This is a genomic window from Niveispirillum sp. KHB5.9 (assembly GCF_048066115.1).
In the GTDB taxonomy this organism is placed as follows: domain Bacteria; phylum Pseudomonadota; class Alphaproteobacteria; order Azospirillales; family Azospirillaceae; genus Niveispirillum.
Map to the genome: position 1 here is coordinate 155,390 of NZ_JBLTYX010000001.1, position 26,219 is coordinate 181,608.

A 26,219-nucleotide genomic window follows, 5' to 3' on the forward strand; every position below is an offset into this window, starting at 1 on the left:
CATGGCCGGTTTGTCGTTCAAGAAGGGCAAGGAAACCACCTATCCGTGGCCCATCACCGTCAAGCTGCCGTCGCAGGCGACCGCCGGACGGTTCACCGATCATTCCTTCATTGCCAACTTCAAGGTTCTGCCCACCAGCGAAAGCCGCGCCATGGTGGCCGAGGCCGACCGTGCGCGCGATGCTGGGCGCAGCGGCGACGCCATGGACCTGGACAAGGGCATCCTGCGCGAAGTGATGCAGGGCTGGTCGGGGCTGGAGGAAGAGTTCACGGCCGAGAACCTGGAAGAATGCATGGACAATCCGTTTTTCCTGACAGGCCTGATCAACGGCTACCGCAAGTCGATCAGTGGCGAAGGGGCCCAGGCGCGCACGGTAAAAAACTAAAGGCCGTCGCCGCCTATATCGCACGAGGCGGCGGCGGCGACGTCGATGCCCTGGCGGCCGATGCGGCGGCCTTGGGCATCGTCATGCAGGGCGCGTTCCGGGAGGAACCGCCCTGTCTGGTTTGGCCGGAGAACTGGCGGGCCGTCCAACTCTTCCTGGCCATGGGCACGCAGTGGAATTGGGTGGCCATTTCAGGCTTCGGCGGGGGCAGCGTCTTCCGGGTGGGGCTGAAGCTGGAAGTGCTTCCCGTCGTGGCGGGTGCCCACGACATCCGCATCACTGCCGACCTGCTGGCCGCGCTGAGCATCCTTGAAGCCGAGTACATAGAGCTGACCAAGTGACTGCGCTGAAACTGTCGATCAAGGCCGGAATGGATTTCGCGGAGGTGGTGCAGGGCACCGCCGCCGTGAAAGCCGCTATCGGGTCCATCGGGAGCGAGGCCAAGGCTGCCGCCGCAGAGTACAAGTCCGGCGCCCGCGCCATGATTGAGGACAGCCGGGAAGCGGCGGCGGCGGCCGGTGCCACCGGGGCGGCGGTGGATGCCGTGGCCACCGGAGCGGCCGGGACGGCGGGCGGGGTTGGAAAGGCTGGCCGCCTGATTGAAGACGCACTGACCGGGGTCTCCAACGCGGCCAGGGAGGCCGCCGCCACCACCGAGGCTATCAAGCCGCCGGCCGTAAACGACAACGGCACCGCCGCCCTGACCGCCGCGATCACCGCCCTTTCCAACCAGATGACGAACGTTGTCCGGGCATCTGTCACGCTCACGCAGCGTACCGACGCGCTGGGCGCTGCCATGGCGGCCAATGCCAATGGGGCGGCGGCACAGGCAGCGGCCGTGGGGCGACTGCACCAGGTGCAGGAACGGGCCGCCGATGATGGTGCCGGCCGCCTAGCCGCCGCCATCGAGCAGCTGGAAGGATTTCTGGACCCGGCGGCCCGCGCCGTCCAGGTGATGACCGCCCGCACGGAGCTGCTGAACAAGGCGCTGACCGACGGCGTGATCGACGGCACCCGGCACGCCGCCATCATGGAACAGCTGCGCCAGGCGCAGCAGCGGACGGCCGATGAAGGGGCGGCCCGCCTGGCCGCCGCCGTCGATCAGCTGGAAGCGCAGCTGGACCCGGCCGCGCGGGCCGCCCAGGTCCTGACCGCGCGGGAAGAATTGCTGAACCAGGCGCTGGCCGCTGGTGCCATTGATGGCGCCCGGCATACCGCCGTTCTGGGGCAGCTGCGCCTGGCGGCCGAACAGGCGGCGAACGAGGGTGTGGCCCGCCTGGCCGCCGCTGCCGATGAGCTGGAAGCCGAACTGGACCCGGCGATCCGGGCCGCCCAGGCGCTGACCGCCCGCACCGCCATGCTGGACAAGGCGCTGGCGTCCGGGGCGATCAGCGCTGAGCGGCACGCGGCCATCATGGCCAGGCTGAAGGGCGGGTACGACGCCGTTACCGGGGCCGGCAAGTTAACGCACCAGCAGTCGGTCCAGCTCGGTTACCAGCTGAACGACGTGTTTACCTCTCTGGCTTCGGGTGCCTCGCCCTTTATGGTCCTGGCGCAGCAGGGCGGCCAGGTGACGCAGATTTTCGGCGGGGTCCGGCAGACCCTGGCGCGTATCCCGCCCGTGGCCTGGATGGCGGCGGCGGCGGTGGCGCTGATTGCCGTGCCGACCTTGATCGTGGGCAACCGCATCGCCGAAATCGGCCGCGAGACGCGGACCTGGGGAGCCAGCATTGCGGCGCTGAACCCGTCGCTGGGCGTGTCCACCACCCGCCTGCGTGAACTGACATTCGCCATCGCCGATGCCAAGGGACTGGACCGGGGGGCCGTGTCCGGCGGGATCAGCGCCATCATCGCGTCGGGCCGCGTCCAGGGCGAAGCCATGGTGGCCGGCCTGGCCGGGGTGGCGGGGGATATCGCGGCCGTCAAGGGTGGCGACCTGTCCAGCTGGGCGGAGAAGCTGGCCGAAGGCTTCGGCCGGGGCGCGGCGGGCGTGCGCGAGCTGGACGAAAGCTTGCGGTTCCTCACCCCGGCGCAGGCCCGGTCCATCGAGGCGCTGGAACGGCAGGGCGACCGGGCCGGGGCGCTGGCCGTGGCCATGGGCGCGCTGGAAGGCAAGTTCGGCGGCAGCGCCAAGGCGATGCAGTCCGAAATGGAGGACGCGTTCGGCCAGATGGGCCGGGCCTGGGATCGCTTTGTCGAGGCGATGGCGAAGACCGACTTCGCGAAGATGGGCGCCGACATGGGTACGGGGCTGATCAATGGCTTGCGGAAGGCCTTCGCGCCGACCGATGACGAGCGCCTGGCCGGCTTCGACAAGCGCATCCAGGAAATGCGGGACGAAGGCCCGAACACTTGGGGTGACTTCTGGGGAGTTGAGCGCGCCCGCTGGCAGGCCCGCCTTGACGCGATGATCGCGGAGCGTGACGCGCTGGCAGCCGAGATCAGGGCGAAGCGGGCGCCCGCGACGGTGCCTGGTGCTGTGCCAGGCGGCAGCACCCCGCCGGCCGTGGCCCCCGGCGGCATGACAGACGCCGAAGTCAAGAACCTGGATCGGCTGCGCGAAGCGCTGGCACAGGAAACCGCTGCCCTGGCTGGTAATGCCGTCGTGCGGCAAGTGCGGTTGGCCCGCATGCAGGCCGAAAACGCCGCCTACGCCGCCGGCCGTGGCAAGGAAGCGGCCGAGGCGGAAGGGGCGATTGCCGCGCAGCGGGCCACGCTGGCGCTGACCGTCGCGGCCAATGACAACGCCGCCGCCACCCGCCTGGCGACGCGCGGCCAGGTGGATTTGACCAATGCCCGCCTGCAAGGGGCCGAGGCGGCCATGCGGGTGGAAGCAGCCAACGCGGCAGCGGCAGAGGCGGCCACCAGCCCCATTGATGCCCAGGCCCGCGCACGTCAGCTGCTGGCCGATGCGGTGGCGCGTACGTCGGCCGAGGGTGCCGGGGCAGTGGCGGCGGCCGAGGCCGAGGCGGCAGCACAGGAGCGTCTGGCGGCGGCGGCCGGGGGCACCGCGGACGTCAAGGCGCGGGCGGAGCTGGCCAATAAGATCGACCTGGCCACCGCACCGCTGCGCGTGGCCATGGCGCTGGCGGAAGGTGACGCGAAGGACCAGCTGCGGCAGGTGATCGAGCGTCTGACCGGCGCCATCATCGACCAGGACGCCGCCGCCCGCCAGGCCGCACAGGACGACACGCTGGCCGAACAGCGGCGTGAGCTGGAAGGCATCGTCGCCCTGACCCGCGTCGAAACGGAGATGCAGGGCCGGTCGGTGCGCGAACGGCGCCTGGCGGTAGAGCACCAGCAGGCGATCAACGAGGCCATTCGGGCCGGGATTGACCTGTCGTCGGAGTTTGGCAAGCAGTGGCTGGCCAACGCGGATGCCATCGCCAAGGCCAAGCTGGACGCGGAACGCAACAACGCGGCGGCGGGGGCGGCCGACAGTTTCGGCGGGATGCTGAACGCCCTGGAAGCCGGCGACGCGATTGAAGTTGGCGACGCCATCGCCAATTTCAGTGGCGAACTGGACAACCTGCTGGCCACCACGGAGAACGTGGGCGAGGCCTTCGACGCATTCGGCGAAAGCCTGCTGAAGTCCGCCAAGGCCGGCATGGCCCTTGGCGACCTGGTCGGCAAAATCTTCGGCCGCACGGGTGAGCAGCAGAAGAATGCGGAGATCGGCGGGTCCATCGGGTCGGCGGCCGGTTCGTTCCTGCCCGGCGGCAAAGCCGTCTGGGCTTTCGTCGGCAATATTGTCGGCGGCATGATCGGCGGCGGCCGGGCCGAGCGCGACGCCAAGGCGCAAAAGGCCGCCGCCGACCTGGACGCGCTGACGGGCAGCATCAACAGCTTCGTGGCCGCCAATAGCAACGTTTCCCAGGCCGGCGCGGCACTGCGCAGCCTGGATCAGCAGTTTGCCGACCTCTCGGCCGAGGCCAAGCGGCTGGGCACGGACACCAAGGCGCTGGAGAACAGCTACAGCGCGGCGCGTGCCCGCCTGATCGCCAACCAGAATTCGGGCATCTATGCCGAGCTTGCGACCCTGACCGGGGATGTGACCGGGCAGTTCCAGGCCCTGCGGCGCAGCCAGGAAGACTATGTACGGGCCGCCATCGAGGGCGAGGCCGATGTGGGGGCCGCACGCCAAGTGGCGTATCTGCGGGAACGGCAATGGCTGTCGGAACGGACCGTTGCCGAGCTGGATGCGCTCGGTGCCGTCGTGTCTCTGGCCGATAAACTGACGGCGCAGATGCGCGAGCTGCTGGGGTCGATCAGCACGCAGATTGACAGGCAGCTGGACGCTTCAAGGTCGGCACTCTCGTTGGCGCAGAATTCGGCGGCTGCCTTCCGCTCCGCACAGTCCGAGTTCAAGTCGCTACGGTCAGAGTTGCGGCAGGACACCAGCCTTTCGACCCTAACGCCACAGCAGAAGCTGGCCGACGCGCTGTCGCGCTATGCGTCCACCCGCGATGCGGCGGCCGGTGGCGATGTCGGGGCGCAGCGCGAGTTCGCAACGGCATCGCGCGCCTATCTGGAAGCGGCGCAGGCCTATGCCGGTGAAGATACCTATCGGCAGATTTTCAACGCGGTGGACCGCGACCTGGCGGCGGCGGAACTGTCGGCGGCCGCCCTGGCCGGCGGGGCGGAGTACCAGGCCAGCCTGCTGGAAAGCCAGGTCCGGATCATGGAGCAAATCCGCGACAACCTGGCTAGCACCAGCCCCGACCAGGCGCTGTTGGTGCAGCAGCTGGCGGCACTCGGCACCATCAACGGGTTGCTGCAACAGTCCAACAATCTGACCATCGGCCAGACCACGCAGCTGACCGCCGAACAGCGCGCTACGGCCAGCTTGACCCGCGACATCACCAGCTCGCTGGATAGTGGGTTGAACATTGTCGATGCGCCCAGCATCGCCGGGTATCTCAACACCCTGGAAGCCGGCTTGGCGGGGAACAACAGTGCCGAGGCGGTGGAGATGCGCAACGCTATCGCGCTGCTGCGGACAGTGACCGCCGACGGTTTCATCGACGCAACCGAGGCCGGGCCGACACGGGCGGCGCTGGCCGTGCTGGGCACCAACGTCATGGGAACCACGACGGCCGTCAACAGCCAGACCGGCCAGGTGGTCAACCTGGGCAACCTGACCCAGGAACAGGTCAACGCCGTGTTGGCCGGGAACAGCCTGCAAGGGTTGGGCAACAGCCTGACCCAGACTCAGACGGGTGAGGTGATCAGCGGCAATAGCGGGCAGGACGCGCTGGCCGCCTTGCTGGCGCAGGGCACCGAGCTGAACCAGGACATCATCGACGCCATCACGGGCGGGACGTCGGTCGGTGTATCGACCATTGCCGCGATCACGGCGGGTAACACCAGTATCGTGAACGCCATCAACGCCTGGATCGGCTTGGCCCAGCAACAGGCGGATGCCGAGGCAGACGAGCAGGAACGGCAGGCGCGGGAGGCCGCTTATAACGCCCAGGTGGACAGCGCCAGCCGCGCGACCCGCACGGCTGCCAATAACGCCATGAATGCAGCCAATGCCCTGCCGGACGTCGAAGCGGCCACCAACCAGCGGGCAACCAGCGTAGGCGTTGATGCCACGTCCGGCAGAGAACTGTGGATGAAGGAGGATCGCGGCGACGATACCAGCCGTGCCAGGGCGCGCGGGCTGGCCAACTCGCTGGGCGGCGTTGCCAAAATCCTGGAAGGCCTACTGGGCGGTGATATCGGCGACATCATCGTTGAAGCCGGGAACAAATACGGGCTCGGCTATGAGGTCGGTGGCATCCGCAAGATCAACCAGTTCGGCATCAATGATTTCACGGGCGTGATGCGGTCGTTCGTGGTCGATGCCATCACAGCCATGGTCGGCGGCGATGAGGCGGCGAAGGAGCTGGCGCGCCAGCAGGATTACACGGATGTCTCCATCGGGCTGGAAGCCGCAAGCGCCGCGATCTACCGCATGCGCAACCCGGCGCCGGCCTTTGCAGGTGGCGGCCAGGTGCGCGGGCCGGGCACCGGGACGAGCGACGATATCGCCGCCTGGCTGTCCAATGGCGAGCATGTGATCAAGGCCGGCACCGCGTCGCGGTTTGGCCATGACGTGTTGGACCTGGTCAATCGCGGCGACCTGCGTGGGGCGGTCCAGCTGGCGGAGGTGAAGGGGGCGCTGCCGGCCTTCAAGGATGGTGGCCAGGTGGGAGCGACCTTCACGGCGCCGGCACTGCCGCGCGTTGGCGCGTCGCAGGGGGCGGTGGCGTCGGCCGGGTCGGATGAACGGTTGCTGCGGGTCCTGACCCAGGAGCTTCAGGCCTTTGTGGAGACGGAAGAGGATGGCCAGAAGGCGCAGGCCGTGCGGGATGCCCGGTTGTTGATGGTCATGCAGCAGCTGCTGGAAATCCAGCGCCGGATGGATGCGCGCGATGCACGCAGATCGGGGACCGGCACATGACCCGATATCTGCTGGAACTGACCCTGCGCAACCCCGCGACCGGCACCGACACGGTGTTGCGGTTGACCGAGCGGTCGAGCTACACCACCCGGCCGGCCGACACGCCGGCGCAGGCCTGGTACAAGCCCTATGCCAAGCGCCTAGTGAACTATGAGACCGATCTCTTCGCGGGCGGCAAGAGCTATGGCGGCGGCGGCGGGAGCGTCGGGGAGGCGTTGCTCAACAATGCCAGCCGGTGGCTGGACCCGTACCAGGGCTACGCCTGGCGGTCCGCCCGCATCCTTCAGGGGCCGCTGGGGCGCTTCGTGCCCTATTCGGCCTTCACCGCCATCCTGTCCCTGTCCATCGCGGGCCGCGACTATGTGGGCGATGAAGTGTCGGTGCGCTTCCGGGAAGGCCGGGCGGCATGGGACCGGGTCATTCCCCGCGCCACCTATGCCGGCACCAATTCCGGCCCCGTGGGTTTGGAAGGCAACGCCGACCTGGCCGGCCGGGTGAAGCCGCTGGTGCTGGGCTTCGGGCTTGGCTGCCCCGTCGAATGGGTCAATCCCTCGCTTCTGATCGCGCAATGGCACAACGGCCCCGTGGACAGCCTGTTGGGTGTAACCACGGGCGGGGCGAGCGTGACCTATGCCGGTGATGTCGGGTCCGGCATCACCATCGTCAGCCTGCCGATGACGGCCGGCACCTTCGTCAGCGACAATTCGCGGGGGTTGATCCGGTTCGCGAGCCAGCCCCTGCGCAAGGTCGCCGTGGACGGGTTCGTGCTGTCCACGCCGAATGTCACCAACTGCGCGGCGCAGGTGGCCGCCCTGTTCGGGTCCAGCGATCCCATCTCGTTCGAAAGCGGGTTCGGCGGGCGCATCATGGGCTGGCTGCCCGATGACGGCGCCACCGGGTCCGACGTGCTGGACGCGATGGCGGCCGGGGCGGCGGCCTGGTGGCGGGTGGACCAGACGGGCACGTTGCGGGGCGGCCTGGTGCCCGACCTGACCGGCGCGGCCACCTTCACCATCGCTGAACGCGATATCGCCGCCATGGACCTGACATCGTCGGGGGATGAGTGGGGCGACGTGCCGGTCTGGCGTGTCGTGGTGGAATATTCGCCCAACTGGACCGTGCTGGCCGAGAGCGAAATCGACCCGTCGGTCACCTCGCCCGCGACCAGGCGTAGCCTGATGCGTGACTGGCGGTTCGAGGCGGTGGCGGAAGATGCAGCCGTGGTGGCCGCCTTCCCGGATGCGCGCGAGCTGCGTGTGCAAGCGCCCGTGATCAGCGGGTCCACCGCCAACGAGATTGCGGCGCGGCTGCTGACCCTGCATGGCGTGCCGCGCAGCCGTTGGATTGCCACCGTGTCGGCCCGGATCGCGCCGGGTTCCATGCCGGCAGGGCGGATTGGGAACACCACCTGGCGGGGTCAGGCCCTGAAATTCCTGCACACTGGCACAGGCACCGAAGACGGCCGCTCGTTCAGCTTGAGGATGTTCGAATGACCCGCCCGTTGCCGCACAACGCCATCCTGGCCTGGTCCAACTGCCTGCCGGCGGCCACGCTGACCGGCAGCTGGACCGGGATCAACAACTTGAAAACGTGGTTCCTGGGCGAAGAAGCCGTTACCGGCACGGCCGGTGCTGGACCGCATGTCATCACCGCCACCTGGGCAGCCGAACAGGCAATCGACCTGGTCATGATCCTTGGGCACAATTTGCTTGAGGACGGGACCACGATCCGCGTGCAGCTCTATAACGGCGCCACGCTGATCCATGACAGCACCGCCATGCCGGCCTATGTGCCAGCCCCCATCGGCTATATCCCCTGGGGTGACAACCGGTTCTGGGGCCACATGCTGGGGCCGTGGGATCGGCGCTGGGGCCTGGTGCTGGATGAGCTGCTGTGGATCACCAAGGCCGTGATCACGATCACCGCCGCCGGCCTGGATGGTGTGGCCGTGTCCCTGCCGATCCTCTATGTGGGGCCGAGCTGGCAGGTCCAGGCCAACTATGATCGTGGTTCGGCCGCCGGCCTGCACGGGGCGGCTGACGTCCAGGGTGCCGATTTCGGCGTGCCGCAGCCCGATGATGACCCGATGCCGCGCACCTTCAATTGCACGCTTTCGCACCTGACCGAAGGCGAGGTGCGCGCCCGCCTGCGCGAGCTGCTGGCGCACACGGGGCGGGGGAAGCTGCCTTTCCTGCTGTTGCCGGAGCCCGGTGATGCATTCGGGATCATGACGCAGACCATGCTGGCCTTCCTGCCAGACACGCCCCGCGTGGTGCGGTCCACCACACGGAAGGATGAATTCGTAATGGACCTGGACGCGCGGGAGTGGCTGGCCTGATGCCGACATGGACGATCAACGGGCGGACGTGGGGTTACCGGCAGTCCGACGTGCCGGGGAGCCCGTACTATCTGATGGGCTCGCAGGTCTTCACGACCTGGCACATCCTCATGGCGGATATCGGTGCCGCCATCGGTGCGGCGGCGGGCAGTGCGGCGGGGGCCGCAAGTGCCAAGACGGCCGCCGAGACGGCTCGCGACCAGGCGCAGACCTCTGCCACAGCAGCGGCCGGCAGCGCCACGGCTGCCGGCACAGCCAGAACATCGGCGGAGGTGGCGCGGGACGCGGCTGCGGCCAGCGCTACCAGCGCCGACACGGCTAAGACGGCAGCTCAAGCAGCTGCCGCAAAGATGCCTTCGGGTCCGCTGACGGCGTCATACATGCTGCGCGTGCGTGGCGATGGGACCGCATATGAGCTGCGGGCGCCGTCGGATGTGCGTGGTGATATCGCGGCGGCGGCATCCACCATCACGATTTCCGCCGGTACGGGCCTGACCGGCGGCGGCGACCTGTCGGCCGGACGCACGCTGGCGCTGGCCGACACGGCGGTGGCGGCCGGCAGCTACGGCAGTGCCACGCAGGTTGCGGCCTATACGGTGGACGCCCAAGGCCGCCTGACCGCTGCCAGCAATGTCACCGTTACCCCGGCATGGGCGAGCATCACGGGGCGGCCGACCACGGTGGCAACGTCGGGCATCACCGACGCCGTGTCAACCGCCCGCCAGATCAGCACCAGTACGGGCTTGACGGGCGGCGGCACCCTGGATGCCGACCGTACATTGGCGCTGATGGACACGGCGGTGGCGGCCGGCAGCTACGGCAGTGCCACGCAGGTTGCGGCCTACACGGTGGACGCCCAGGGCCGTCTGACCGCTGCCGGCAATGTCACCGTCACCCCGGCATGGGCGAGCATCACGGGGCGGCCGACCACGGTGGCAACGTCGGGCATCACCGACGCCGTGTCCACCGCCCGCCAGATCAGCACCGGTACGGGCTTGACGGGCGGCGGTACCCTGGCTGCCGACCGTACATTGGCGCTGGCGGACACGGCCGTGGCGGCCGGCAGCTACGGCAGTGCCACGCAGGTTGCGGCCTACACGGTGGACGCCCAGGGCAGGCTGACCGCTGCCGGCAATGTCACCGTCACGCCGGCATGGGCGAGCATCACGGGTCGGCCGACCACGGTGGCGGCATCGGGCATCACCGACGCCGTGTCCAAAGCGGGCGACACCTTCACCGGGACCGTTAACTGCATCGCCGGAGCCATCGGCGGTCTGGCGGTTGGCATTGGCTCGTCCGGAGCCGGACTGTATGAAGGTCCCGCCCTCTACTCCGCTGCGCCCGTGGCTGGCGTGGCCATCGCCCTGCCGGGCAATACGGGTGGGGCGAGGGCGATTTGGTTCGGGTCAAACGGCGCCAATCACGTCACCATCCAGCCATCGGATGCGGCTACAGCTACGTCATCCGGCCGGACGCTGTTCTTGCGTGGTGGCAATGGCGGTACGACCAGCGGGAACCCTGGCTCGGTGTTCCTTCAGATGTTGGAGGGTGTCCTAAGTGCTGGGGCGTCCATCGTGGGAACGGCCAGCGCCGCTACAGGCCCTATCCAACAGGGCGGCAATGTCACCTGGACAGCGGGCAACGGCAATGGGGGTGCCGGTGGCGGTATCAATTTGACGTCGGGGAGCAGCGCAACGGGACAGGCGGGAGTGGTTGCAATTCGCTCCGGCACAGGGTTGGCCAACATTTTCGCACTGGATCAACGCGGCACGTCGGCCAATTTGGACCTGCAGCTTGCAAGTGTGACCCGATGGTCGGTTCGGGGTGACGGCGGCGCGCTCACGGCCGCGTGGGCGCCGGGTGGAGACAACGCTTATGACCTGGGTGGCTCCGCCCTGCGGATCAAGGATTTATACTTGGTCAACGCGCCGACTGTGACCTCTGACATCCGTCTGAAGGACGTTGTGCCGGCCGCCGTGCCTGGCCTGGACCTGATCAACGCGGTCGAGCCCATCGCTTATCGACTGAAAGTAAGCAAGTCAGTCGTCGCTGAAATCCGGCAGGTAGGGTTTCGGGAGGATATCGACATTTTCGGCAATCCGGTAACGGTGCCGGTGGTTGAGGCGGTGATGGAGGATGTCGCCGGCACCCGTCTGCATTGGGGGCACTCGGCACAAGCCATCCGACAGGCTCTGGACAGTGACGCATACGGCGTGTGGACGATAGCCGATCCGTCCGACCCCAACAGCGCCCAAGGCCTACGATATGAAGAACTGGTCGCAGTGCTGTGGCAGGGCATCCGGGAACTGCATGACAAAGTAGAGGCGCTCACGGCCCGACTGGAGGCGCAATGAGTGCCTATCGCAATGTGGTGGTGGCTCTAGCCCTGTTGATGCTGACGGCCTGTGCCAGCCCGCCCAGGCAGCGCGACGGCGCAGTTACTGACCGGCCTTATCAGGACGTCTATCGCTGCATCATGCATCCGGAGAGCGCCCTATGCCCGTCTCCCTGACAGATATCGCCAGGACCATCCATGCAATGGCAGTCGGGCGCCTGGACTACGCTTCAGACACCGACACGGCAGGGCGGCCAGATGATTGGCGTTCCCATGCGGCCGCCCTGCTGGCGCAGCCGGGGGCGCGCTATCGGGGCGACTGCGATGATTGCGCCTTTACGGCCGCTGAACTGGCTGTGCGATTGGGCATTCCGGCGGCAGAGGTGCGGGTGGTGATGGTGGATACCCAGCAGCGGGGCAACCCGAAGCTGGTGGATCACATGGTCTGCGCGCTGGGGCCGGCCGACGGCGCGCCGCTGATCATCGACAACCGGGCGCCGGACGGTCCGGTCAGGTGGGACCTGCTGGACTACACGTGGGGCGACGGCATGCGAGCGTCGGAGCCTGGGGTTTGGCGAGCGACCGTATCAAGTTGATCGGCTTCTGCCTGGGTCTTGGAAAAGTGCATCAAGATATTGTGCCCCCACCCCCCGCTGCCAGGGGGTGGGGGTGGTGCCAATACAGGTGCCAAGTGGTGCCAAAACAAACGGCGCGCTACAACCCCGGCAAACCCTGCATCCTTATTTGCGCATGCGCGCCCGCATGTTTCGCTATTGCGAATAACTCTCAATCAAGGGTACCTTCCCGGCCGGATTAAGGCATTCGGGCAAGCGGTATGGCGTCGGGCGTGGATCAGGGACGGCGGTCCTTCTGGTTGAAGCATTTGCACCAGTGGCATTGGGTCAGCTCGGCCCTGTGCCTGGTGGGCATGCTGCTGTTCGCCATCACCGGCATCACCCTGAACAATGCCCGCATCATCGAGGCCAAGCCCAGGACCGTCTCCGTCGAGGCCGTGCTGCCCGAGGCGCTGCGCCCGGCGCTGGAGGTCGGTGAAGGGGCTGTACCCGTGCCGGTGATCGACTGGTTCCGCCGGGAACTGTCCGTCGATGTGTCGGGCGGTGTGCCGGAATGGTCCGATGACGAGCTGTATATCGCCCTGCCGCGCCCCGGTGGCGATGGCTGGGCCACCATATCGCGCGAGGATGGCGCGGTGCTGCACGAGGTTACCGATCGCGGCTGGGTCTCCTACCTGAACGACCTGCACAAGGGGCGGGGGACCGGCATGGTCTGGTCCTGGTTCCTGGACATCTTCGCGGTGGCCTGCCTGATCTTCTGCATCACCGGTCTTTTCCTGCTGCATCTGCATGCGGGCAACCGGCCCACCACCTGGCCGCTGGTCGGGCTGGGGCTGGTGGCGCCGGTGCTGCTTCTCATCCTTCTCATCCACTGAAACCTTTCAGGACGAAACCCATGCGCACGCTTCTGTCGCTTTCCCTGACCGGCCTGGCCGTCACCCCGGCCATGGCCGGCGAACTGACCGTATTGGTGGAGATTCCCAAGCTGGAGGTGGCGGAATATCACCGCCCCTATGTCGCCGCCTGGATCGAGACCGCCGACCAGCAGTTCGTCGCCAACCTGACCGTCCGTTACGACGTGAAGATGCGCGACAATGAGGGGACCAAGTGGCTGAAGGACATGCGCCAATGGTGGCGCCGGTCGGGCCGCGACCTGACCATGCCCGTCGATGGCGTGTCGGCCCCGACCCTGCCGGTGGGCGAGAACCGCCTGACCTGGGACAGCGCCAAGGCCCCGCTGAATGGGCTGAAGCCCGGTACCTATGCACTGGTGGTGGAAGCCGCGCGCGAGGTGGGTGGACGCGAGCTGATCCGTGTGCCCTTCGACTGGAACGGCAAGGCCGCCACGGCCGAAGCCAAGGGCGAGAGCGAACTGGGCCGCGTCGCCGTGGAAGTGAGGGGCTGAGGCCCCACAGGATTGAACCGTAGGTCAGGTCGAGCCGCAGGCGAGCCCTGACAACACGCAGGCACTGTCGTTCGTCAGGGCTCGGCTGTCGCCCTCGACCTGACCTACGGCCAACAACTTGAAAGGAGCCCCCATGAAGTCGCTTCTCACCCGCGCCACCCTGGCGCTGACCCTGGCAGCCGCGATCGCCACCCCCGCCGCCGCCCACCGGCAGTGGATGCTGCCCTCGGCCACCGTGCTGTCGGGCCAGGACCCGTGGGTCACGGTGGATGCCGCCGTGTCCAACGACCTGTTCTATTTCGAGCATGTGCCGCTGCGCCTGGACGGTCTGGCCGTCACCAATCCCGACGGCAGCGCCGGCGCGGCCGAGAACCAGGCCACGGGCAAGTACCGCTCGACCTTCGACGTGCACCTGACCCAGCCCGGCACCTACAAGGTGGCGTTGGCCAGCGGCGGCGTCATGGCCAGCTGGGAAGAGAACGGCCAGCGCAAGCGCTGGCGCGGCACGGCCGAGACCTTCGCCAAGGAAGTGCCGGCCAATGCCGAGAAGCTGCAGGTCACCGAAGGGGCCCGCCGCCTGGAATTCTTCGTCACCTCGGGCAAGCCGTCCGACACGGTGCTGAAGCCCACGGGCAAGGGCCTGGAGCTGTCTCCCGTCACCCACCCGAACGACCTGTTCGCGGGTGAGAAGGCCAGCTTCAAGCTGGTGCTGGACGGCAAGCCGGCCGCCGATGTCGATGTCACCATCATCCCCGGCGGCATCCGCTATCGCAACGACCTGGGCGAGATGAAGCTGAAGACCGACAAGGACGGCGCCTTCACCGTCACCTGGCCGACGCCGGGCATGTACTGGATGTCCGCCCAGACGGAGGACAAGAAGACCTCCATCCCGCAGGCCGCCAAGCGTTCCGCCAGCTATGTCGCGACGTTCGAGGTGCTGGCGCAGTAAGGACGAGGACCTGGGGGCGGCGGCGTCGCCCCCAGGCGGCGTTGACAATGCAGCAGACCGCCCCCCACCCCGACCCCATCCGCCTGATCCTGCCGGCCGACGCGCCGGAGGCGGCATTGCCGCCCGCCACGGCACCCGTCGTGCGGCTGTCGGGCACGAGTTTGGGCACCTACTGGTCCGTGGCGATCATCGCGCCGAAGGGGCCGGAACCGCTGGCCCTGCGCCGGGGGATCATCGCCATCCTGGATCGCGTCATCGCCTCCATGAGCCATTGGGACGCCAGCTCCGCCCTTTGCCGCTACAATGCGGCCGATCGGGGTTGGGTAGACGGCGACGCGGATTTGATCAAGGTGCTGTCCACCGCTCTGTCAGTGGCGGCGGATAGTGGCGGCGCCTATGATCCGGCCATCGGCGGGCTGGTCGATGAATGGGGCTTCGGCCCGCCGGGGCCCGTCGATACCCCGCCCGATGCGGCGCGCATCGCCGCCCTGCTGTCGGGTCCGCGCTGGCGGGACATCAAGGTGGGGGACGGGCGCCTCTGGCAGCCGGGCGGCGTGCGCCTGGATTTCTCCGCCATCGCCAAGGGTTATGCCGTCGATCTCGTCTCCCGCTATCTGGCGGAACGTGGCGTGGTCAGCCATCTGGTTGATATCGGCGGGGAGTTGCGGGGTTGGGGCATCAAGCATGACGCCACCCCCTGGTGGGTGACCCTGGAACAGGCCGTGGGCCGCGACGGCCAGCCGGGCGGCCTGCCCACCCGCATCGCGCTGCATGGCTGGGCCGTGGCCACCAGCGGCGACAGCCGGCGTTTCATGGCAGGTGCCGACGGGCAACGCCTGTCGCACTCGCTGGACCCGCGCACCGGCCGGCCCGTGCCCGACGATCTGGCAGCGGTCACCGTGCTGCATGCCGATTGCATGATGGCCGACGTGCTGGCCACTGCGCTCACCGTGCTGGGCCCCGACCATGGATTGGACTGGGCCGCCGCACGCGGGATCATGGCACTGTTCGTCTGCCGCGATGGTGCGGGCATTACCGAGACGCTGACGCCGGCGCTGGCCGCCCTGGCGGAGGAAGCCTGATGGACGCGGTTTCGCAACGCTATCTCTGGGCATTGGCCATACTGGCCACCTATGCCCTGTTCTGCACCCTGATCTTCCGTCGCCATGCCGCCCGGCACCGGCCGGTGGGGGCGGGAGAGGGCATCCTGGTCGCCTACGCCACCCAGACCGGCTTTGCCGAGACCCTGGCCCGCCACACCGTGACAGGCCTGATGGCGGCCGGGCAGAAGGCGTGGGCGGAAGCCATCGACCGCATCGACGCGGCCCGCCTGTCGGGCGTGGGCCAGGCCTTGTTCATCGTCTCCACCACGGGGGAGGGCGATGCACCCGACCATGCCGCCGGCTTCGTGCGCAAGGTGATGGGCGGGGCCGCCGGCCTGTCGGGCCTGCGCTATGGCTTGCTGGCCCTGGGCGACCGGGAATATGCGAAATTCTGCGCCTTCGGCCATGATCTGGATGGCTGGCTGCGCCGGCAGGGGGCGGAGCCTTTGTTCGATCTGGTGGAGGTCGACAATGGCGATGCCGGCGCGCTGCGCCACTGGCAGCACCATCTGGGCCAGATGGCCGGCCACGTCCACCTGCCCGACTGGCAGGCGCCCGATTACCAGGATTGGGTGCTGGCAAGCCGCCGTCACCTGAATCCCGGCAGCCCCGGTGCCCCCGTCTTCCATCTGCGCCTGACCCCGCCGGGGGAGGCCGACTGGCAGGCCGGCGACATTGCCGAGATCGGCCCCTGCAACCCGCCCGCTGCCGTGGCCGAAGGGCTGGCCGCGCTGGGCGGGGATCGCCCGGAAACGCGCGGCGATGTGACCCGGCCTTTGTCGCACTGGCTGGCGGAAACGGCGCTGCCGGAAGGCAGGGAGCCGCTGCCGCACCGCGAATATTCCATCGCCTCGCTGCCCGCCGACCGCACCCTCGACCTTGTGGTGCGTCAGATGTCGGGACCGGACGGGCGGTTGGGCCTGGGGTCTGGCTGGCTGACCGAACACGCGGCCTTGGGCGGGGCGATCCGCCTGCGCCTGCGCCGCAATGCCGGGTTCCACCCGCCGGTGGACGACCGCCCGTTGATCCTGATCGGCAATGGCACCGGCATCGCCGGTCTGCGCGCCCATCTTAAGGCGCGGGCGGCGGCCGGCCATACCCGCAACTGGCTGCTGTTCGGTGAGCGTACCGCCGCCCATGACAGCCTGTTCGATGACGAGCTGGAGGCCTGGCAGGCATCCGGCATCCTGACCCGCCTGGACCGCGCCTTCTCCCGCGATGGCGAGGTGCAGCTCTATGTCCAGCACCTGCTGGCCGCTGCCGGGGACGAGGTGGCGGAATGGGTGGAGGAGGGGGCCGCGATCTATGTCTGCGGCAGCCTGGAGGGCATGGCCGCCGGTGTGCATGCCGTGCTGACCGAGCTGCTGGGGACCGAGGGGCTGGAAGCGCTCGCGGCGGATCGGCGCTATTGCCGGGATGTGTATTGAGGTTTTTCAGCCCCGATCACGACCCGGACTCCAGATGCGAATGACATCGACGTCACCATCGGCGTCGTTCTTCACACGATAGACGACACTGTGTCGGTCGATGACCATCAACCGGCAATCCGCATCCGACCCGTCATCCAGAAGCCGACCTCTCAAAGCTGCGTCGGCAAGCGAGCGGATGGCGGCAAGGATGGCCATGACCCGCCGTTTGGCTACGATGCCCGCCCCTGGCAGCGTATTCCAAGCCCTGATCTCAGCGATATCGTGCAGGGCGGCAGGGGAGAAGAAGACGCGGCGAGGCATTCTCGGACAGGGTCAGCGCTTGGACGGCAGCGGCATCGCTTGTTCGCCGGGCATATCCCACGATGACACCCAGGCCTCCACATCCTCCAGCGCGACCCGTTGTCCGCTGCCCAACTCCGCCAATCCCCGATGCACGGCCTCGCGGAAGGCAGGGTCAGCCGTTTCCCGACAAGGAGTGGATGTCTGCGGGTGCGGGTGGAGCGGAGTATCCATGGTACTTTTTTATCATGGGGTGGCGACCTGCACCAGCTTTGCCATCGATTCTTCCTTATGCATTGCGATTGAGAACAATTCTTATTAATAAGAAGACAATCATCACTAGGAGACAAGAAATGCGCCTTTACCTGACCGCCGCCACGGTTGCCCTGCTGGCCCTGACCGGCACGGCCGCCGCCCATACCGGCTATCTGCTGCCCAACCTGTTCAACACGCCGCAGCGCGACCATGTCACGGTGGAGGCGTCCTTCACCGAGGAATTCTTCACCCCCGACATCGTGATGAAGGCCGATGATTACCATGTCGTCACCCCGTCGGGCGCCAAGGTGAAGCTGCCCGCTATCACCTATCTGCGCGACCTGGCCCTGTTCGAGGTCGACCTGCCGGAGAACGGCACCTACCGCATCTCCACCGGCGTGCGTGAGGGGGCCAAGCGCAAGATGGCACTGGTCAACGGCAAGTGGGAGCCGGTGCGTGAGAACGGTGCCGCCCCCGCCGGTGCCCGCGTCGCCGATGCGCAGAGCATCACCCGTTCCGACGTCTATGTCAGCAAGGGGCCTGCCAGCGACAAGGGCCTGGCCCCCGCCGGCACCGGCCTGGAGATCGTGCCGCTGACCCATCCCAACCGTGTGGACCCGGGTGCAGCCCTGCCCGTGCGCCTGCTGCTGGACGGCAAGCCGGTGGCCGGCGTCACCATCAGCCTGCATGGCGCCGAATTGCCGGACGAGGAGGATGCCAAGGCCGTGACGGTGACCACCGACAAGGATGGCAAGGCCAGCGTCGCCCTGCCGAAGGGCGGCACGTTCCTGCTGCTGGCCCGCCATCGGGTGGAAACCGCCGATGGCCCCGTGGCGGTGAAAAGCCATAGCGCCACCCTGACTTTCGCGGTGGGGTCGTAACAACCGCCCCGCGCACCATCGCCCTATACCCGTCACGTCATCCCATCTGCTAAGCTCGGGCCCATCGAGGGGTACCGGAGCGGATGGGATGCTGACGGGGACGGCCGGATTGCTGCGGCTGCTGGGCGAGGGGAACAGCCGGGGCACGGCCGTGGTCGTGGATCTGCGCGAGGTGCCCTATGCCGAGAACCCGCTGTTCCGGCAGTCGATCGTGCATCTGCTCGATAATTTCGCCGCCCAGTTCCAGCCCGAAGTGGTGGATGTCGGCCGCTTCAGCCAGGTCTTCCTGTTCGAGGACACCAACGCCCATCCCTTCATCAACAAATTGAAGGCGGTGGCGGCGGATTTCGCCGAACAGCATATGGGCGCCCCGCGCTTCACCATCCACCATCTGCCCCATGATGCCGGCCGCCTGTCGGCTCTGCTGAAGCGCACCACCCCCGCCGCCGAGGCGGCGGAACCGGCACCCGGCCTGACCGCGGCCGAACAGCAGCAACTGGCGGCGGTGCACAAGCTGGCCGTCTATGAACAGGTGCTGGGCGGGGCCGATGTCTCCTCGCTGGTCCGGGAATCGCCGGTCTGGCGGCGGATGGGCCAGCTGTGGATGCTGGAATTTTCCGAGGTCACGGTGGCGATCGACCATCTGGAACGCGCCGTGGGCACGCCGCTGCGCCGCGACCCCTGGCTGTTGCAGCAGATCACCCCCATCCTGGACCGCCGCATCATCCGGCATTTCCAGCATGAGCCCTCGCGCCTGGCCACGCCGCACAGCCTGAACCTGCAATGGCGCTCCGTGCTGGGGCCGGTGTTCCTCGATTTCGTGCGCGACCTGTCATACGAGCAGCGGCGCAACCTGATCGTGGAGATCGCCGCCACCGATGCCGGCATGGATGAGGAGGGGCTGGCCGATGCGGTGGATAATCTGCGCCAGTGGGAATGCCGCATCGCCATCGACCATCTGACCCTGCGCAACCTGGAACCGGGCTATCTGCCGCTGGCGGCCCTGGATTACCTGAAGCTGGATGTCGGCGGCCTGCCGATGGATGCCGACGGCACGCCCCCGCCGCTGCCCACCTGGATGGCGGATTTCGGGGCCGACCGCATCGTCGCCATCCATCCGCGCGACGGCCGTGCGCTACGCGCCTGCCTGTCGCTGGGCCTGGGGCTGGTGGAACAACGGGAAAAGCCGATCACGACATGAGACCGACGCACTATGAAGGGAATAGGGTCATGCGTGCCATTGGCCTGGCGATGGCTTTGCTTGTCGCCCTGCCGGCCATGGCCGCTCCCGAACATTGCTTCACCCCGTCCGAGCATGGCGGTGTGCGCGTCATGGTCTATATCGGCGACCGCAAATGCGTGGAATTCGATGAACCGCGAGAATTCACCGGCATCTGGATCAACGCGTTCGAAAGTTCCCGCTTCAACGAGGGGGCGACCAGCCTTGCCGAGGCCGGGGAGCGCAAACCCCTGGTCTGGCTCAGCCTGGATGACCAGTCGATCCGGCCTGCCGGCTTCCGGGTGAAGCTGGGCCATGCCTATCGCCTCACCATGATCGCCCGCTCCGCCAAGGACATGAACCGCCAGCCGCTGGAGGGCTATGGCCATTTCGGCATGTGGCCCGGCCTGGTGCTGGTGGAACGGATAACAGCCTGGGAGGATCTGGGGCCGGCCGCGGAAAATGCGCCGGGCCATTGAGGCCCCGATGATGAAATCCCCGCCCCCTGGCAGCGGGAGGCGGGGATATGCCACCATCCAACCCTCGGGGGGTTCGACCCTCACGCCGCGTCGTTCATCGCCGCGTTCTTTTCCTTGGCGTAGGCGCGCAGGCGCGGGGCGACCTGTTCGGCGAACAGGGTCAGGCTGTCCACCGTTTCCTCATGCGACAGATACCCCGCCTGGCCCAGCATCAGCATATGGCCGATGCCGCCGACCTTGTCGGAGAAGCGCGACATCTGGTCATAGAGCTGGTCGGGCGTGCCGGCGAACAGGATGCCGCCATCGGCCATCTCTTCCAGCGACGGGTTGGGCGGCAGGCCGAAATTGATGCGGCCGGTCTTGCCCATGCGCAAGGCACCGGCGTTCAGCTCCACGCTTTCATAGCCGGGCGGGTTGATCCAGCCCTTGGGCGTGCGCGGCTGCACCTCTAGGTACGGCTTCACCTTGGCCACACGCTCCTGTACCTCCTGCTCCGTGCTGCCGCAGACCATGATGGCCAGATAGGCGAAGCGGTCGATGGCGGCCGGTTTGCCATGGGTCTTGCGGTATTCCTCCTTGTAGGCGTCGAACAGGGGCTTGGTGCCCGCACCGTTGAAGAAGGTGGCGCAGACATAGCCCAGCTGCGCGATGCGCCGGCCGGTGGACGCACCCGACGCCGTGATCCACATCGGCGGCATCGGCCCCTGCAACGGCCGCGGCCAGACATTGACGTTGCGGTAATTGTAGAACTCGCCCTCCCAGGAGAAGGGCCCGCCCTTGTGGGTCAGCGCCTTGACGACGAAATCATGCGCCTCCCAGTACCGGTCCATGATGCGGGCCGGGCTCTGGTTGGACATGGCCAGCTCGAATGGCGAGGCCTTGACCAGCCCGATCTCCAGCCGCCCGCCGGAAATCACGTCGATCATGGCCAGTTCCTCGGCCACGCGATAGGGATCGGTGCGGTTGGTGATGGGCACGCCCAGGCACAGCAACCGCGCCTTCTGCGTCTGCCGCGCCAGGATGGCCAGCGTCAGCAGGCACGAGGCCGACATGCAGTTGGCCGACGCGTGATGCTCGTTGACCATGATGTTGTAGCCGAGCCGGTCGGCCACCATCCATTCGTCCAGATAGCGGTTGTACAGCGCGTGCGCCACCTGCGGGTCGCAATGTTCATTGTCGACCAGCACCTTGGTGGGGCCGGGGATTTTGTCCCAGGCCGGATGCATCGATTGTTCGCTGAAATGCCAGAATTCCATGGGTGTTCTCTCCCTGTCGCGGAGGGCGTGGACTGTGCGCGGTCTTGTTCTGTGCTTGCCCCGTTTTCCCGAAACTGCTGGGCACCGTCGTTGCCGCACTCTCAACCGTCACCCCGGCGAAGGCCGGGGCCCAAATGACAAGCGCTTTGCTCTACGACTTGGGCCCCGGCCTTCGCCGGGGTGACGGCGGATACTGCTGAAACCGGGAAACCCAGACTTTCGCGCGTAAGGCAGGCTTGGGTGGCGAACCGGGCAGCGAACTCAAGCCGCCAGGAATGTATCGATGCGGCCGGCGAATTCGTCGGGCTGTTCCAGGTAGCCGTAATGCCCGGCCCCCTCGATCACCTCGAACGTCGCACCGGGGAAGGCGGCGGCGTAGCGGCGGCCGTAATCGACGCCCACCACCTTGTCATCCTCCCCCCACAGCAGCAGCACGGGCACCTTCACCCGGTGCAGCCGGCCCAGCAGCTTTGGATTGTACAACGTGGGCGACCAGCCGAAGAGCAGCAGGCTCTCGCGGTTGCGCACGAAGCGGGTGACATCCTCCTCGCTCATGTTCTTGAAATCGAAGCCATGGAAGGCCGCCTTGCCCTTCTCCGGATCGTGGAAGAACAGGTCGGGGATTTCCTCCACCGTCGTGCCGAAAATGTCCTTGATGTCGCGGGTCTCCCGACCGGAAACCTTGACGCCGACCGCGTCGATCAGCACCAGCCGCTTGATGCGGCCGGTGCCCATCGTGGCCAGTTCCGCCGCGATCCAGGCGCCGAAGGACACGCCGACAAGGACCAGATCCTTCAGGTCCAGCGCCTCGATCAGGTCCAGATAGACATGACAGATATCATCGATCCCGGTGACGCCGGCGGGGCGCGAGCTGGCGCCGAAGCCGGGATGGGACGGCACGATCACCCGGTGCCGGCGGGACAGGCGCTCGACCAGCGCATCATCGGCATCGACCCCGTGGCCGGCATGCAGGAACAGCAGCGGCGGGCCGTCGCCCTTGCTCATCAGCTCGATGGACGCTCCCGCGACGTCGATCCTTTCCGGGAAAGCGGTTCGGAACATGGCGTTTCCTGTTTCCTTCCTGTTTGGGCTCCTGCGCCGTAGGTCAGGTCGAGCCGAAGGCGAGCCCTGACAGACGACGGTGCCAATTGATTGTCAGGGCTCGGGGCTTCGCCCCTCGACCTGACCTACGCATGCGGCCGGAACCGCGATCCGGCCCGGACGATGTCCGCCTGCCGGTCGATGGGGTGGGAGCCGCGCTGGCGCAGATGCAGGGCCAGATCGGCGATGGTGACGATGCGCAACCCATGGCGCCGGGCGAAGCGCAGCAGTTCCGGGGTGCGGGCCATGCTGCCATCCTCGGCCACGATCTCGCACAGCACGCCGGCGGGGGTGCAGCCGGCCAGCCGCGCCAGATCCACCGATGCCTCCGTATGGCCGGGCCGTTCCAGCACCCCGCCCGGCCGGGCGCGCAACGGGAACATATGGCCGGGCCGCATCAGGTCGTCGGGCCTGGTGGCCGGGTCGATCAAGGCGGCGATGGTGGCCGCGCGGTCGGCGGCCGACACACCGGTGCTGGTGCCCTTTCGGGCATCGACGGAGACGGTGAAGGCCGTCTGGTGACGATCGCTGTTGCTGGGCACCATCGGCGGCAGCGCCAGCGCATCCACCCGGTCGCCGTGTAGACCGACGCAGACGATGCCCGTCGTGTGGCGGACCATGAAGGCCAGCGCGGCGGGTGTCGCATGCTCCGCCGCCATGATCAGGTCGCCCTCATTCTCCCGGTGCTTGTCGTCCAGCACCACGACCATCTGCCCGGCCGCGATGGCGGCCAGCGCGTCATCGATCGTGTCGAAGCCGATTTCCACAACATTGTCCGTCACGATCAACCTCGTTCTGGAATGATATCTGCAATGCATGCCATTTAATAGAACATATAGAGGGGGGTCAAGGGGTGGGTGCTTGAGAATTCTGAATGACGGCATGCATTCCGATTTTGTCACGCCCGCTCGAAGATTGCCGCCAGCCCCTGGCCGCCGCCGATGCACATGGTCTCCAGCCCGTAGCGCACCCCGCGCCGCCGCATGGCGTGCAGCATCGTGGCCAGGATGCGCCCGCCCGTGGCCCCCACCGGATGGCCGAGCGAGATGCCGGAGCCGTGCACGTTCAGCCGGTCGAAATCGCCCGCCGTGAAGTTCCAGGCGCGGGTGCAGGCCAGGACCTGGGCCGCGAACGCCTCGTTCAACTCGATCAGGTCGATATCGGCCAGACGCAGGCCGGCGCGGTCGAGCGCGCGGGTGGTGGCCGGCACCGGGCCGATGCCCATGCGGTCGGGTGCCACCCCGGCCACGCCCCAGGAGACCAGCCGCGCCATGGGTTTCAGGCCCAGCGCGTCGGCCTTCGCCCGCGTGGTGACGATGCAGACCGACGCCCCGTCATTCTGGCCGCTGGCATTGCCGGCGGTGACCGTGGCCTCCCTGTCCTGGCGGCCCAGCACGGGTTTCAGGGCGGACAGGCTGTCGACCGTGGTGTCGGCGCGGGGATGCTCGTCCTTGCTGACCAGCCCATCGCGGCCCTTGCCCGGCACGGTGACCGGCACGATCTCCGCATCGAACAGCCCGTCACGCTGCGCGGCCACGGCCTTTTCATGGCTACGGCAGGCGAATTCATCCTGTTCCAGCCTTGGGATGCTGTAATCACGGCGCAGATTCTCCGCCGTTTCCAGCATGCCGCCCGCCACGGGGAAGTTCAGGCCGCCCGCCGTCACCCGCCCGCGCGCCAGCGCGTCATGAAAGGCGATGGCGTCGCCCTTCACGCCCCAGCGATGGCCGGTGCTGTAGAAAGGCGCGTTGCTCATGCTTTCCGCTCCGCCGGCCAGGACCAGATCACAGGCCCCGGTCTCTACCTGCATCACGGCATTGATCACCGCCTGCAGCCCCGACCCGCAGCGCCGGTCGATCTGCAACCCGCCGATCCCCACCGGCAGCCCGGCATCCAGCCCGACGACACGGCCCAGGGCGGGCGCATCCATCGACGGATAGCATTGGGCGAACAGCACATCCTCCACCACGTCGGGCGGCAGGCCGGTGCGCTCCAGCAGGCCGCGCAGCAGGGCGGCGCCAAGGGCGTGGGCCGAAAGCCCCTTGAACTGGCCGCCGAACCGCCCCACGGGCGTGCGCAGCGGTGCGCAGATGACGGTGTCGCGCACCGGTTCCTCCCTCAATTGTTCTGCAAAAGCCGGCGGGCGCGTTCGACCACCGGCAGATCGATCATCCGCCCGTCCAGGGCGATCACGACATCGCCGCGCGCCTGTGCTTCGTCCCAGGCGGTCAGCACGCTTCGCGCTTTGTTCAATGCCGCCGCGTCGGGCCGCCAGGCGCGGTTGATCACCGCCACCTGGTCGGGATGGATGCACAAGGCACCGGTCATGCCGACGGCACGGGCGTCATCGGCGGCGGCACCATAGGCGGCGAGGTCGCGATATTCGGCCAGCGACAGCGGCAGCCCCAACGCCATCAAGCGCCGCGAGGCCGCCGCCAGCGCGATCAGGCGGCAGGGCAGGTCCAGGCTGCGAGGCGTGGGCGGGGCGCCCAGTTCCAGGCTGAAATCCTCACTGCCCAAAGCCAGCCCCGCCACCCGCTCCATGGCGGTGATGGCGGGCAGGTGGGGCAAGGCGGCGGGGCTTTCGATCAGGGCGATCAGCCGGGCGGGGCCGTCGCCGATCATTTCCGACAGCACGGCCAGACGGGCCGCATCCGCCACCTTGGGCACGACCAGCAGGTCGATGCCGGCCTCCAGCGCCGCATCGATATCGGCCAGGGCCAGGCGCCAGGGGGCGTTGATGCGCAGGGCGACGGCGGTACCCGTGGCGCGGATGGTTTCCGCCGACGCCTTCAATGCCGCCCGTGCCGCCGGCTTGGCGGTGTCGGCGACGGCATCCTCCAGATCCAGGATGATAGCATCCGCACCCCTGGTCCCCGCCTTGGCGATGCGGTCGGGGCGGTCGCCCGGCACGAACAGGAAGGATCGCATCATCCCACCTCCACCGAGGCACTCATGGTCACCTGCCCCTCGGCATCCCGCGTCCACAACTCGGCCCCCGACAGGCACAGGTCGAAAGGGTTGGTATCCAGCAGCGGCCGGCGGCCCCGGAACCCGAAGCGCGTCACCGCCACCCCCGGATGGTGGCGCCGGAACAGGTCCAGCAGCAGCACGGCGACATAGGGACCATGCACCACCAGCCCGCCATACCCCTCTTCCTTGACCGCATAGTTGCGGTCGTAATGGATGCGATGGCCGTTGAAGGTCAGGGCGGAGAAGCGGAACAGCCGCACGGGATCGGCGGTCAGGCTTTCGCGCACGTCCCCTTCGGGTGCGGTGGGTCCGGAGGCGGGATTGGTGCCGCCGGGGCCGCGATAGACGATGTCCTGGCGTTCGCTGACCGCCAGGGTGCCATCGGCGAAAATCTCATGCTGGACGGTGACGAAGATCAGTTCGCCGGAACCGCCCTGGGCATGCTTGATGTCGGCGATGGTCGACCGGCGGGTCAGGGTCGCACCCACCGCAATGGGCGCCAGGAACCGCACGTCACCCCCCGCCCACATGCGGCGCGGCAGCGGTACGGGCGGCAGAAAGCCGCCGCGCTGCGGGTGGCCGTCGCGGTCGATCAGCGATTGCCGGGCACGCGGCAGGAAATACAGCCAGTGCCAAAGCGGCGGCAGCACCCCCTCCGGCGGCTCCTCATGATCCAGCAGGGCCGCTATGCCGGCCAGCGGCGCCGGGCTGGCGATGTCCGCCATTTCCTCCACACGGCCGATCCAGGGCCGCAGGCTTTCCATATCGATCGTCATGGGCGCGCCACCAGCAGGGGGTTCACCATCAA

At 67.7% G+C, this 26,219-nt stretch carries 22 protein-coding genes; 15 read left to right on the forward strand and 7 right to left on the reverse strand.

Going from position 1 to position 26,219, the window contains the following annotated elements; genetic code table 11:
- Position 1 precedes the first annotated feature (1 nt).
- The 12 genes from ACM9HJ_RS00710 (at position 2) to ACM9HJ_RS00765 (ending at position 16,965) form a co-directional block, all read left to right on the forward strand.
- Positions 2 to 385, forward strand: coding sequence for a phage tail assembly chaperone (locus ACM9HJ_RS00710; protein ID WP_416569744.1), 384 nt, complete (start codon positions 2 to 4; stop codon positions 383 to 385).
- A gap of 71 nt (positions 386 to 456) precedes the next feature.
- Positions 457 to 726 carry a DUF1799 domain-containing protein gene (locus ACM9HJ_RS00715; RefSeq protein WP_416569745.1) on the forward strand — a complete coding sequence of 90 codons (270 nt, stop codon included), beginning with the start codon at positions 457 to 459 and terminating at the stop codon, positions 724 to 726.
- Positions 723 to 6,833, forward strand: coding sequence for a phage tail length tape measure family protein (locus tag ACM9HJ_RS00720; protein WP_416569746.1), 6,111 nt, complete (start codon positions 723 to 725; stop codon positions 6,831 to 6,833). Before ACM9HJ_RS00715 ends, ACM9HJ_RS00720 begins: the two co-directional genes overlap by 4 nt.
- Entirely contained in the window at positions 6,830 to 8,326 is a 1,497-nt protein-coding gene (locus ACM9HJ_RS00725; RefSeq protein ID WP_416569747.1) for a hypothetical protein, read from the forward strand. The genes ACM9HJ_RS00720 and ACM9HJ_RS00725 overlap by 4 nt, the downstream gene beginning before the upstream one ends.
- Positions 8,323 to 9,171 carry a hypothetical protein gene (locus ACM9HJ_RS00730; protein WP_416569748.1) on the forward strand — a complete coding sequence of 283 codons (849 nt, stop codon included), beginning with the start codon at positions 8,323 to 8,325 and terminating at the stop codon, positions 9,169 to 9,171. The genes ACM9HJ_RS00725 and ACM9HJ_RS00730 overlap by 4 nt, the downstream gene beginning before the upstream one ends.
- Positions 9,171 to 11,525, forward strand: a complete 2,355-nt coding sequence (locus tag ACM9HJ_RS00735; protein ID WP_416569749.1) for a hypothetical protein — start codon at positions 9,171 to 9,173, stop codon at positions 11,523 to 11,525. The genes ACM9HJ_RS00730 and ACM9HJ_RS00735 overlap by 1 nt, the downstream gene beginning before the upstream one ends.
- A 142-nt stretch (positions 11,526 to 11,667) precedes the next feature.
- Entirely contained in the window at positions 11,668 to 12,102 is a 435-nt protein-coding gene (locus ACM9HJ_RS00740) for a hypothetical protein (RefSeq protein WP_416569750.1), read from the forward strand.
- Between the two features lie 239 nt (positions 12,103 to 12,341).
- The gene (locus tag ACM9HJ_RS00745) at positions 12,342 to 12,956 is read left to right on the forward strand and encodes a PepSY-associated TM helix domain-containing protein (protein WP_416569751.1); all 615 of its coding nucleotides are present in this window, start codon (positions 12,342 to 12,344) and stop codon (positions 12,954 to 12,956) included.
- Between the two features lie 20 nt (positions 12,957 to 12,976).
- Positions 12,977 to 13,486 (forward strand): DUF2271 domain-containing protein, encoded by a 510-nt coding sequence (locus tag ACM9HJ_RS00750; RefSeq protein ID WP_416569752.1) that lies wholly within the window; start codon positions 12,977 to 12,979, stop codon positions 13,484 to 13,486.
- Between the two features lie 133 nt (positions 13,487 to 13,619).
- Positions 13,620 to 14,435, forward strand: coding sequence for a DUF4198 domain-containing protein (locus ACM9HJ_RS00755; RefSeq protein ID WP_416569753.1), 816 nt, complete (start codon positions 13,620 to 13,622; stop codon positions 14,433 to 14,435).
- A 47-nt stretch (positions 14,436 to 14,482) separates the two neighbouring features.
- Positions 14,483 to 15,517: an FAD:protein FMN transferase gene (locus tag ACM9HJ_RS00760; RefSeq protein WP_416569754.1), complete on the forward strand. Its 1,035-nt coding sequence runs from the start codon at positions 14,483 to 14,485 to the stop codon at positions 15,515 to 15,517.
- On the forward strand, positions 15,517 to 16,965 hold the full coding sequence (locus tag ACM9HJ_RS00765; RefSeq protein WP_416569755.1) for a sulfite reductase subunit alpha: 1,449 nt from the start codon (positions 15,517 to 15,519) through the stop codon (positions 16,963 to 16,965). The genes ACM9HJ_RS00760 and ACM9HJ_RS00765 overlap by 1 nt, the downstream gene beginning before the upstream one ends.
- A 6-nt stretch (positions 16,966 to 16,971) precedes the next feature.
- On the opposite strand, the gene ACM9HJ_RS00770 is transcribed toward ACM9HJ_RS00765, so the two are convergent.
- Positions 16,972 to 17,268, reverse strand: coding sequence for a type II toxin-antitoxin system RelE/ParE family toxin (locus ACM9HJ_RS00770; protein ID WP_416569756.1), 297 nt, complete (start codon positions 17,266 to 17,268; stop codon positions 16,972 to 16,974).
- Between the two features lie 332 nt (positions 17,269 to 17,600).
- Here ACM9HJ_RS00770 and ACM9HJ_RS00775 point away from each other — a divergent pair, with 332 nt between their 5' ends.
- From ACM9HJ_RS00775 to ACM9HJ_RS00785, 3 genes are all read left to right on the forward strand, one after another.
- Positions 17,601 to 18,383 (forward strand): DUF4198 domain-containing protein, encoded by a 783-nt coding sequence (locus ACM9HJ_RS00775; RefSeq protein ID WP_416569757.1) that lies wholly within the window; start codon positions 17,601 to 17,603, stop codon positions 18,381 to 18,383.
- A gap of 88 nt (positions 18,384 to 18,471) precedes the next feature.
- Positions 18,472 to 19,584 (forward strand): hypothetical protein, encoded by a 1,113-nt coding sequence (locus ACM9HJ_RS00780; protein WP_416569758.1) that lies wholly within the window; start codon positions 18,472 to 18,474, stop codon positions 19,582 to 19,584.
- Positions 19,585 to 19,613: 29 nt separating this feature from the next.
- The gene (locus tag ACM9HJ_RS00785; protein WP_416569759.1) at positions 19,614 to 20,081 is read left to right on the forward strand and encodes a hypothetical protein; all 468 of its coding nucleotides are present in this window, start codon (positions 19,614 to 19,616) and stop codon (positions 20,079 to 20,081) included.
- A gap of 80 nt (positions 20,082 to 20,161) precedes the next feature.
- Here the strand turns inward: ACM9HJ_RS00785 and ACM9HJ_RS00790 are convergent, their stop codons facing one another.
- The 6 genes from ACM9HJ_RS00790 to ACM9HJ_RS00815 all read right to left on the reverse strand — a co-directional run bounded on the left by ACM9HJ_RS00790 (position 20,162) and on the right by ACM9HJ_RS00815 (position 26,187).
- Positions 20,162 to 21,337, reverse strand: a complete 1,176-nt coding sequence (locus ACM9HJ_RS00790) for an LLM class flavin-dependent oxidoreductase (protein WP_416569760.1) — start codon at positions 21,335 to 21,337, stop codon at positions 20,162 to 20,164.
- A 261-nt stretch (positions 21,338 to 21,598) separates the two neighbouring features.
- Positions 21,599 to 22,399: an alpha/beta fold hydrolase gene (locus ACM9HJ_RS00795; protein WP_416569761.1), complete on the reverse strand. Its 801-nt coding sequence runs from the start codon at positions 22,397 to 22,399 to the stop codon at positions 21,599 to 21,601.
- Between the two features lie 125 nt (positions 22,400 to 22,524).
- Positions 22,525 to 23,220, reverse strand: coding sequence for a 3,4-dihydroxy-2-butanone-4-phosphate synthase (ribB, locus tag ACM9HJ_RS00800; RefSeq protein WP_416569762.1), 696 nt, complete (start codon positions 23,218 to 23,220; stop codon positions 22,525 to 22,527).
- Between the two features lie 116 nt (positions 23,221 to 23,336).
- Positions 23,337 to 24,545: an acetyl-CoA C-acetyltransferase gene (locus ACM9HJ_RS00805; protein WP_416569763.1), complete on the reverse strand. Its 1,209-nt coding sequence runs from the start codon at positions 24,543 to 24,545 to the stop codon at positions 23,337 to 23,339.
- An 11-nt stretch (positions 24,546 to 24,556) separates the two neighbouring features.
- Positions 24,557 to 25,372, reverse strand: a complete 816-nt coding sequence (locus tag ACM9HJ_RS00810) for an HpcH/HpaI aldolase/citrate lyase family protein (protein ID WP_416569764.1) — start codon at positions 25,370 to 25,372, stop codon at positions 24,557 to 24,559.
- A complete protein-coding gene (locus ACM9HJ_RS00815) occupies positions 25,369 to 26,187 on the reverse strand; it encodes an FAS1-like dehydratase domain-containing protein (protein WP_416569765.1) in 819 nt (272 codons plus the stop codon). Before ACM9HJ_RS00815 ends, ACM9HJ_RS00810 begins: the two co-directional genes overlap by 4 nt.
- Between the last annotated feature and the right edge of the window lie 32 nt (positions 26,188 to 26,219).

What these genes read in the sequence shown, in the direction of transcription:
- ACM9HJ_RS00735 (WP_416569749.1), top strand. Translation starts at nt 9,171, where the DNA reads ATGCCGACATGGACGATCAACGGGCGGACGTGGGGTTACCGGCAGTCC.
- ACM9HJ_RS00795 (WP_416569761.1), bottom strand. Translation starts at nt 22,399, where the DNA reads ATGTTCCGAACCGCTTTCCCGGAAAGGATCGACGTCGCGGGAGCGTCC.
- ACM9HJ_RS00755 (WP_416569753.1), top strand. Translation starts at nt 13,620, where the DNA reads ATGAAGTCGCTTCTCACCCGCGCCACCCTGGCGCTGACCCTGGCAGCC.
- ACM9HJ_RS00770 (WP_416569756.1), bottom strand. Translation starts at nt 17,268, where the DNA reads ATGCCTCGCCGCGTCTTCTTCTCCCCTGCCGCCCTGCACGATATCGCT.
- ACM9HJ_RS00815 (WP_416569765.1), bottom strand. Translation starts at nt 26,187, where the DNA reads ATGACGATCGATATGGAAAGCCTGCGGCCCTGGATCGGCCGTGTGGAG.
- ACM9HJ_RS00740 (WP_416569750.1), top strand. Translation starts at nt 11,668, where the DNA reads ATGCCCGTCTCCCTGACAGATATCGCCAGGACCATCCATGCAATGGCA.
- ACM9HJ_RS00780 (WP_416569758.1), top strand. Translation starts at nt 18,472, where the DNA reads ATGCTGACGGGGACGGCCGGATTGCTGCGGCTGCTGGGCGAGGGGAAC.
- ACM9HJ_RS00750 (WP_416569752.1), top strand. Translation starts at nt 12,977, where the DNA reads ATGCGCACGCTTCTGTCGCTTTCCCTGACCGGCCTGGCCGTCACCCCG.
- ACM9HJ_RS00810 (WP_416569764.1), bottom strand. Translation starts at nt 25,372, where the DNA reads ATGATGCGATCCTTCCTGTTCGTGCCGGGCGACCGCCCCGACCGCATC.
- ACM9HJ_RS00745 (WP_416569751.1), top strand. Translation starts at nt 12,342, where the DNA reads ATGGCGTCGGGCGTGGATCAGGGACGGCGGTCCTTCTGGTTGAAGCAT.
- ACM9HJ_RS00730 (WP_416569748.1), top strand. Translation starts at nt 8,323, where the DNA reads ATGACCCGCCCGTTGCCGCACAACGCCATCCTGGCCTGGTCCAACTGC.
- ACM9HJ_RS00790 (WP_416569760.1), bottom strand. Translation starts at nt 21,337, where the DNA reads ATGGAATTCTGGCATTTCAGCGAACAATCGATGCATCCGGCCTGGGAC.
- ACM9HJ_RS00775 (WP_416569757.1), top strand. Translation starts at nt 17,601, where the DNA reads ATGCGCCTTTACCTGACCGCCGCCACGGTTGCCCTGCTGGCCCTGACC.
- ACM9HJ_RS00710 (WP_416569744.1), top strand. Translation starts at nt 2, where the DNA reads ATGGCCGGTTTGTCGTTCAAGAAGGGCAAGGAAACCACCTATCCGTGG.
- ACM9HJ_RS00765 (WP_416569755.1), top strand. Translation starts at nt 15,517, where the DNA reads ATGGACGCGGTTTCGCAACGCTATCTCTGGGCATTGGCCATACTGGCC.
- ACM9HJ_RS00785 (WP_416569759.1), top strand. Translation starts at nt 19,614, where the DNA reads ATGCGTGCCATTGGCCTGGCGATGGCTTTGCTTGTCGCCCTGCCGGCC.
- ACM9HJ_RS00760 (WP_416569754.1), top strand. Translation starts at nt 14,483, where the DNA reads ATGCAGCAGACCGCCCCCCACCCCGACCCCATCCGCCTGATCCTGCCG.
- ACM9HJ_RS00725 (WP_416569747.1), top strand. Translation starts at nt 6,830, where the DNA reads ATGACCCGATATCTGCTGGAACTGACCCTGCGCAACCCCGCGACCGGC.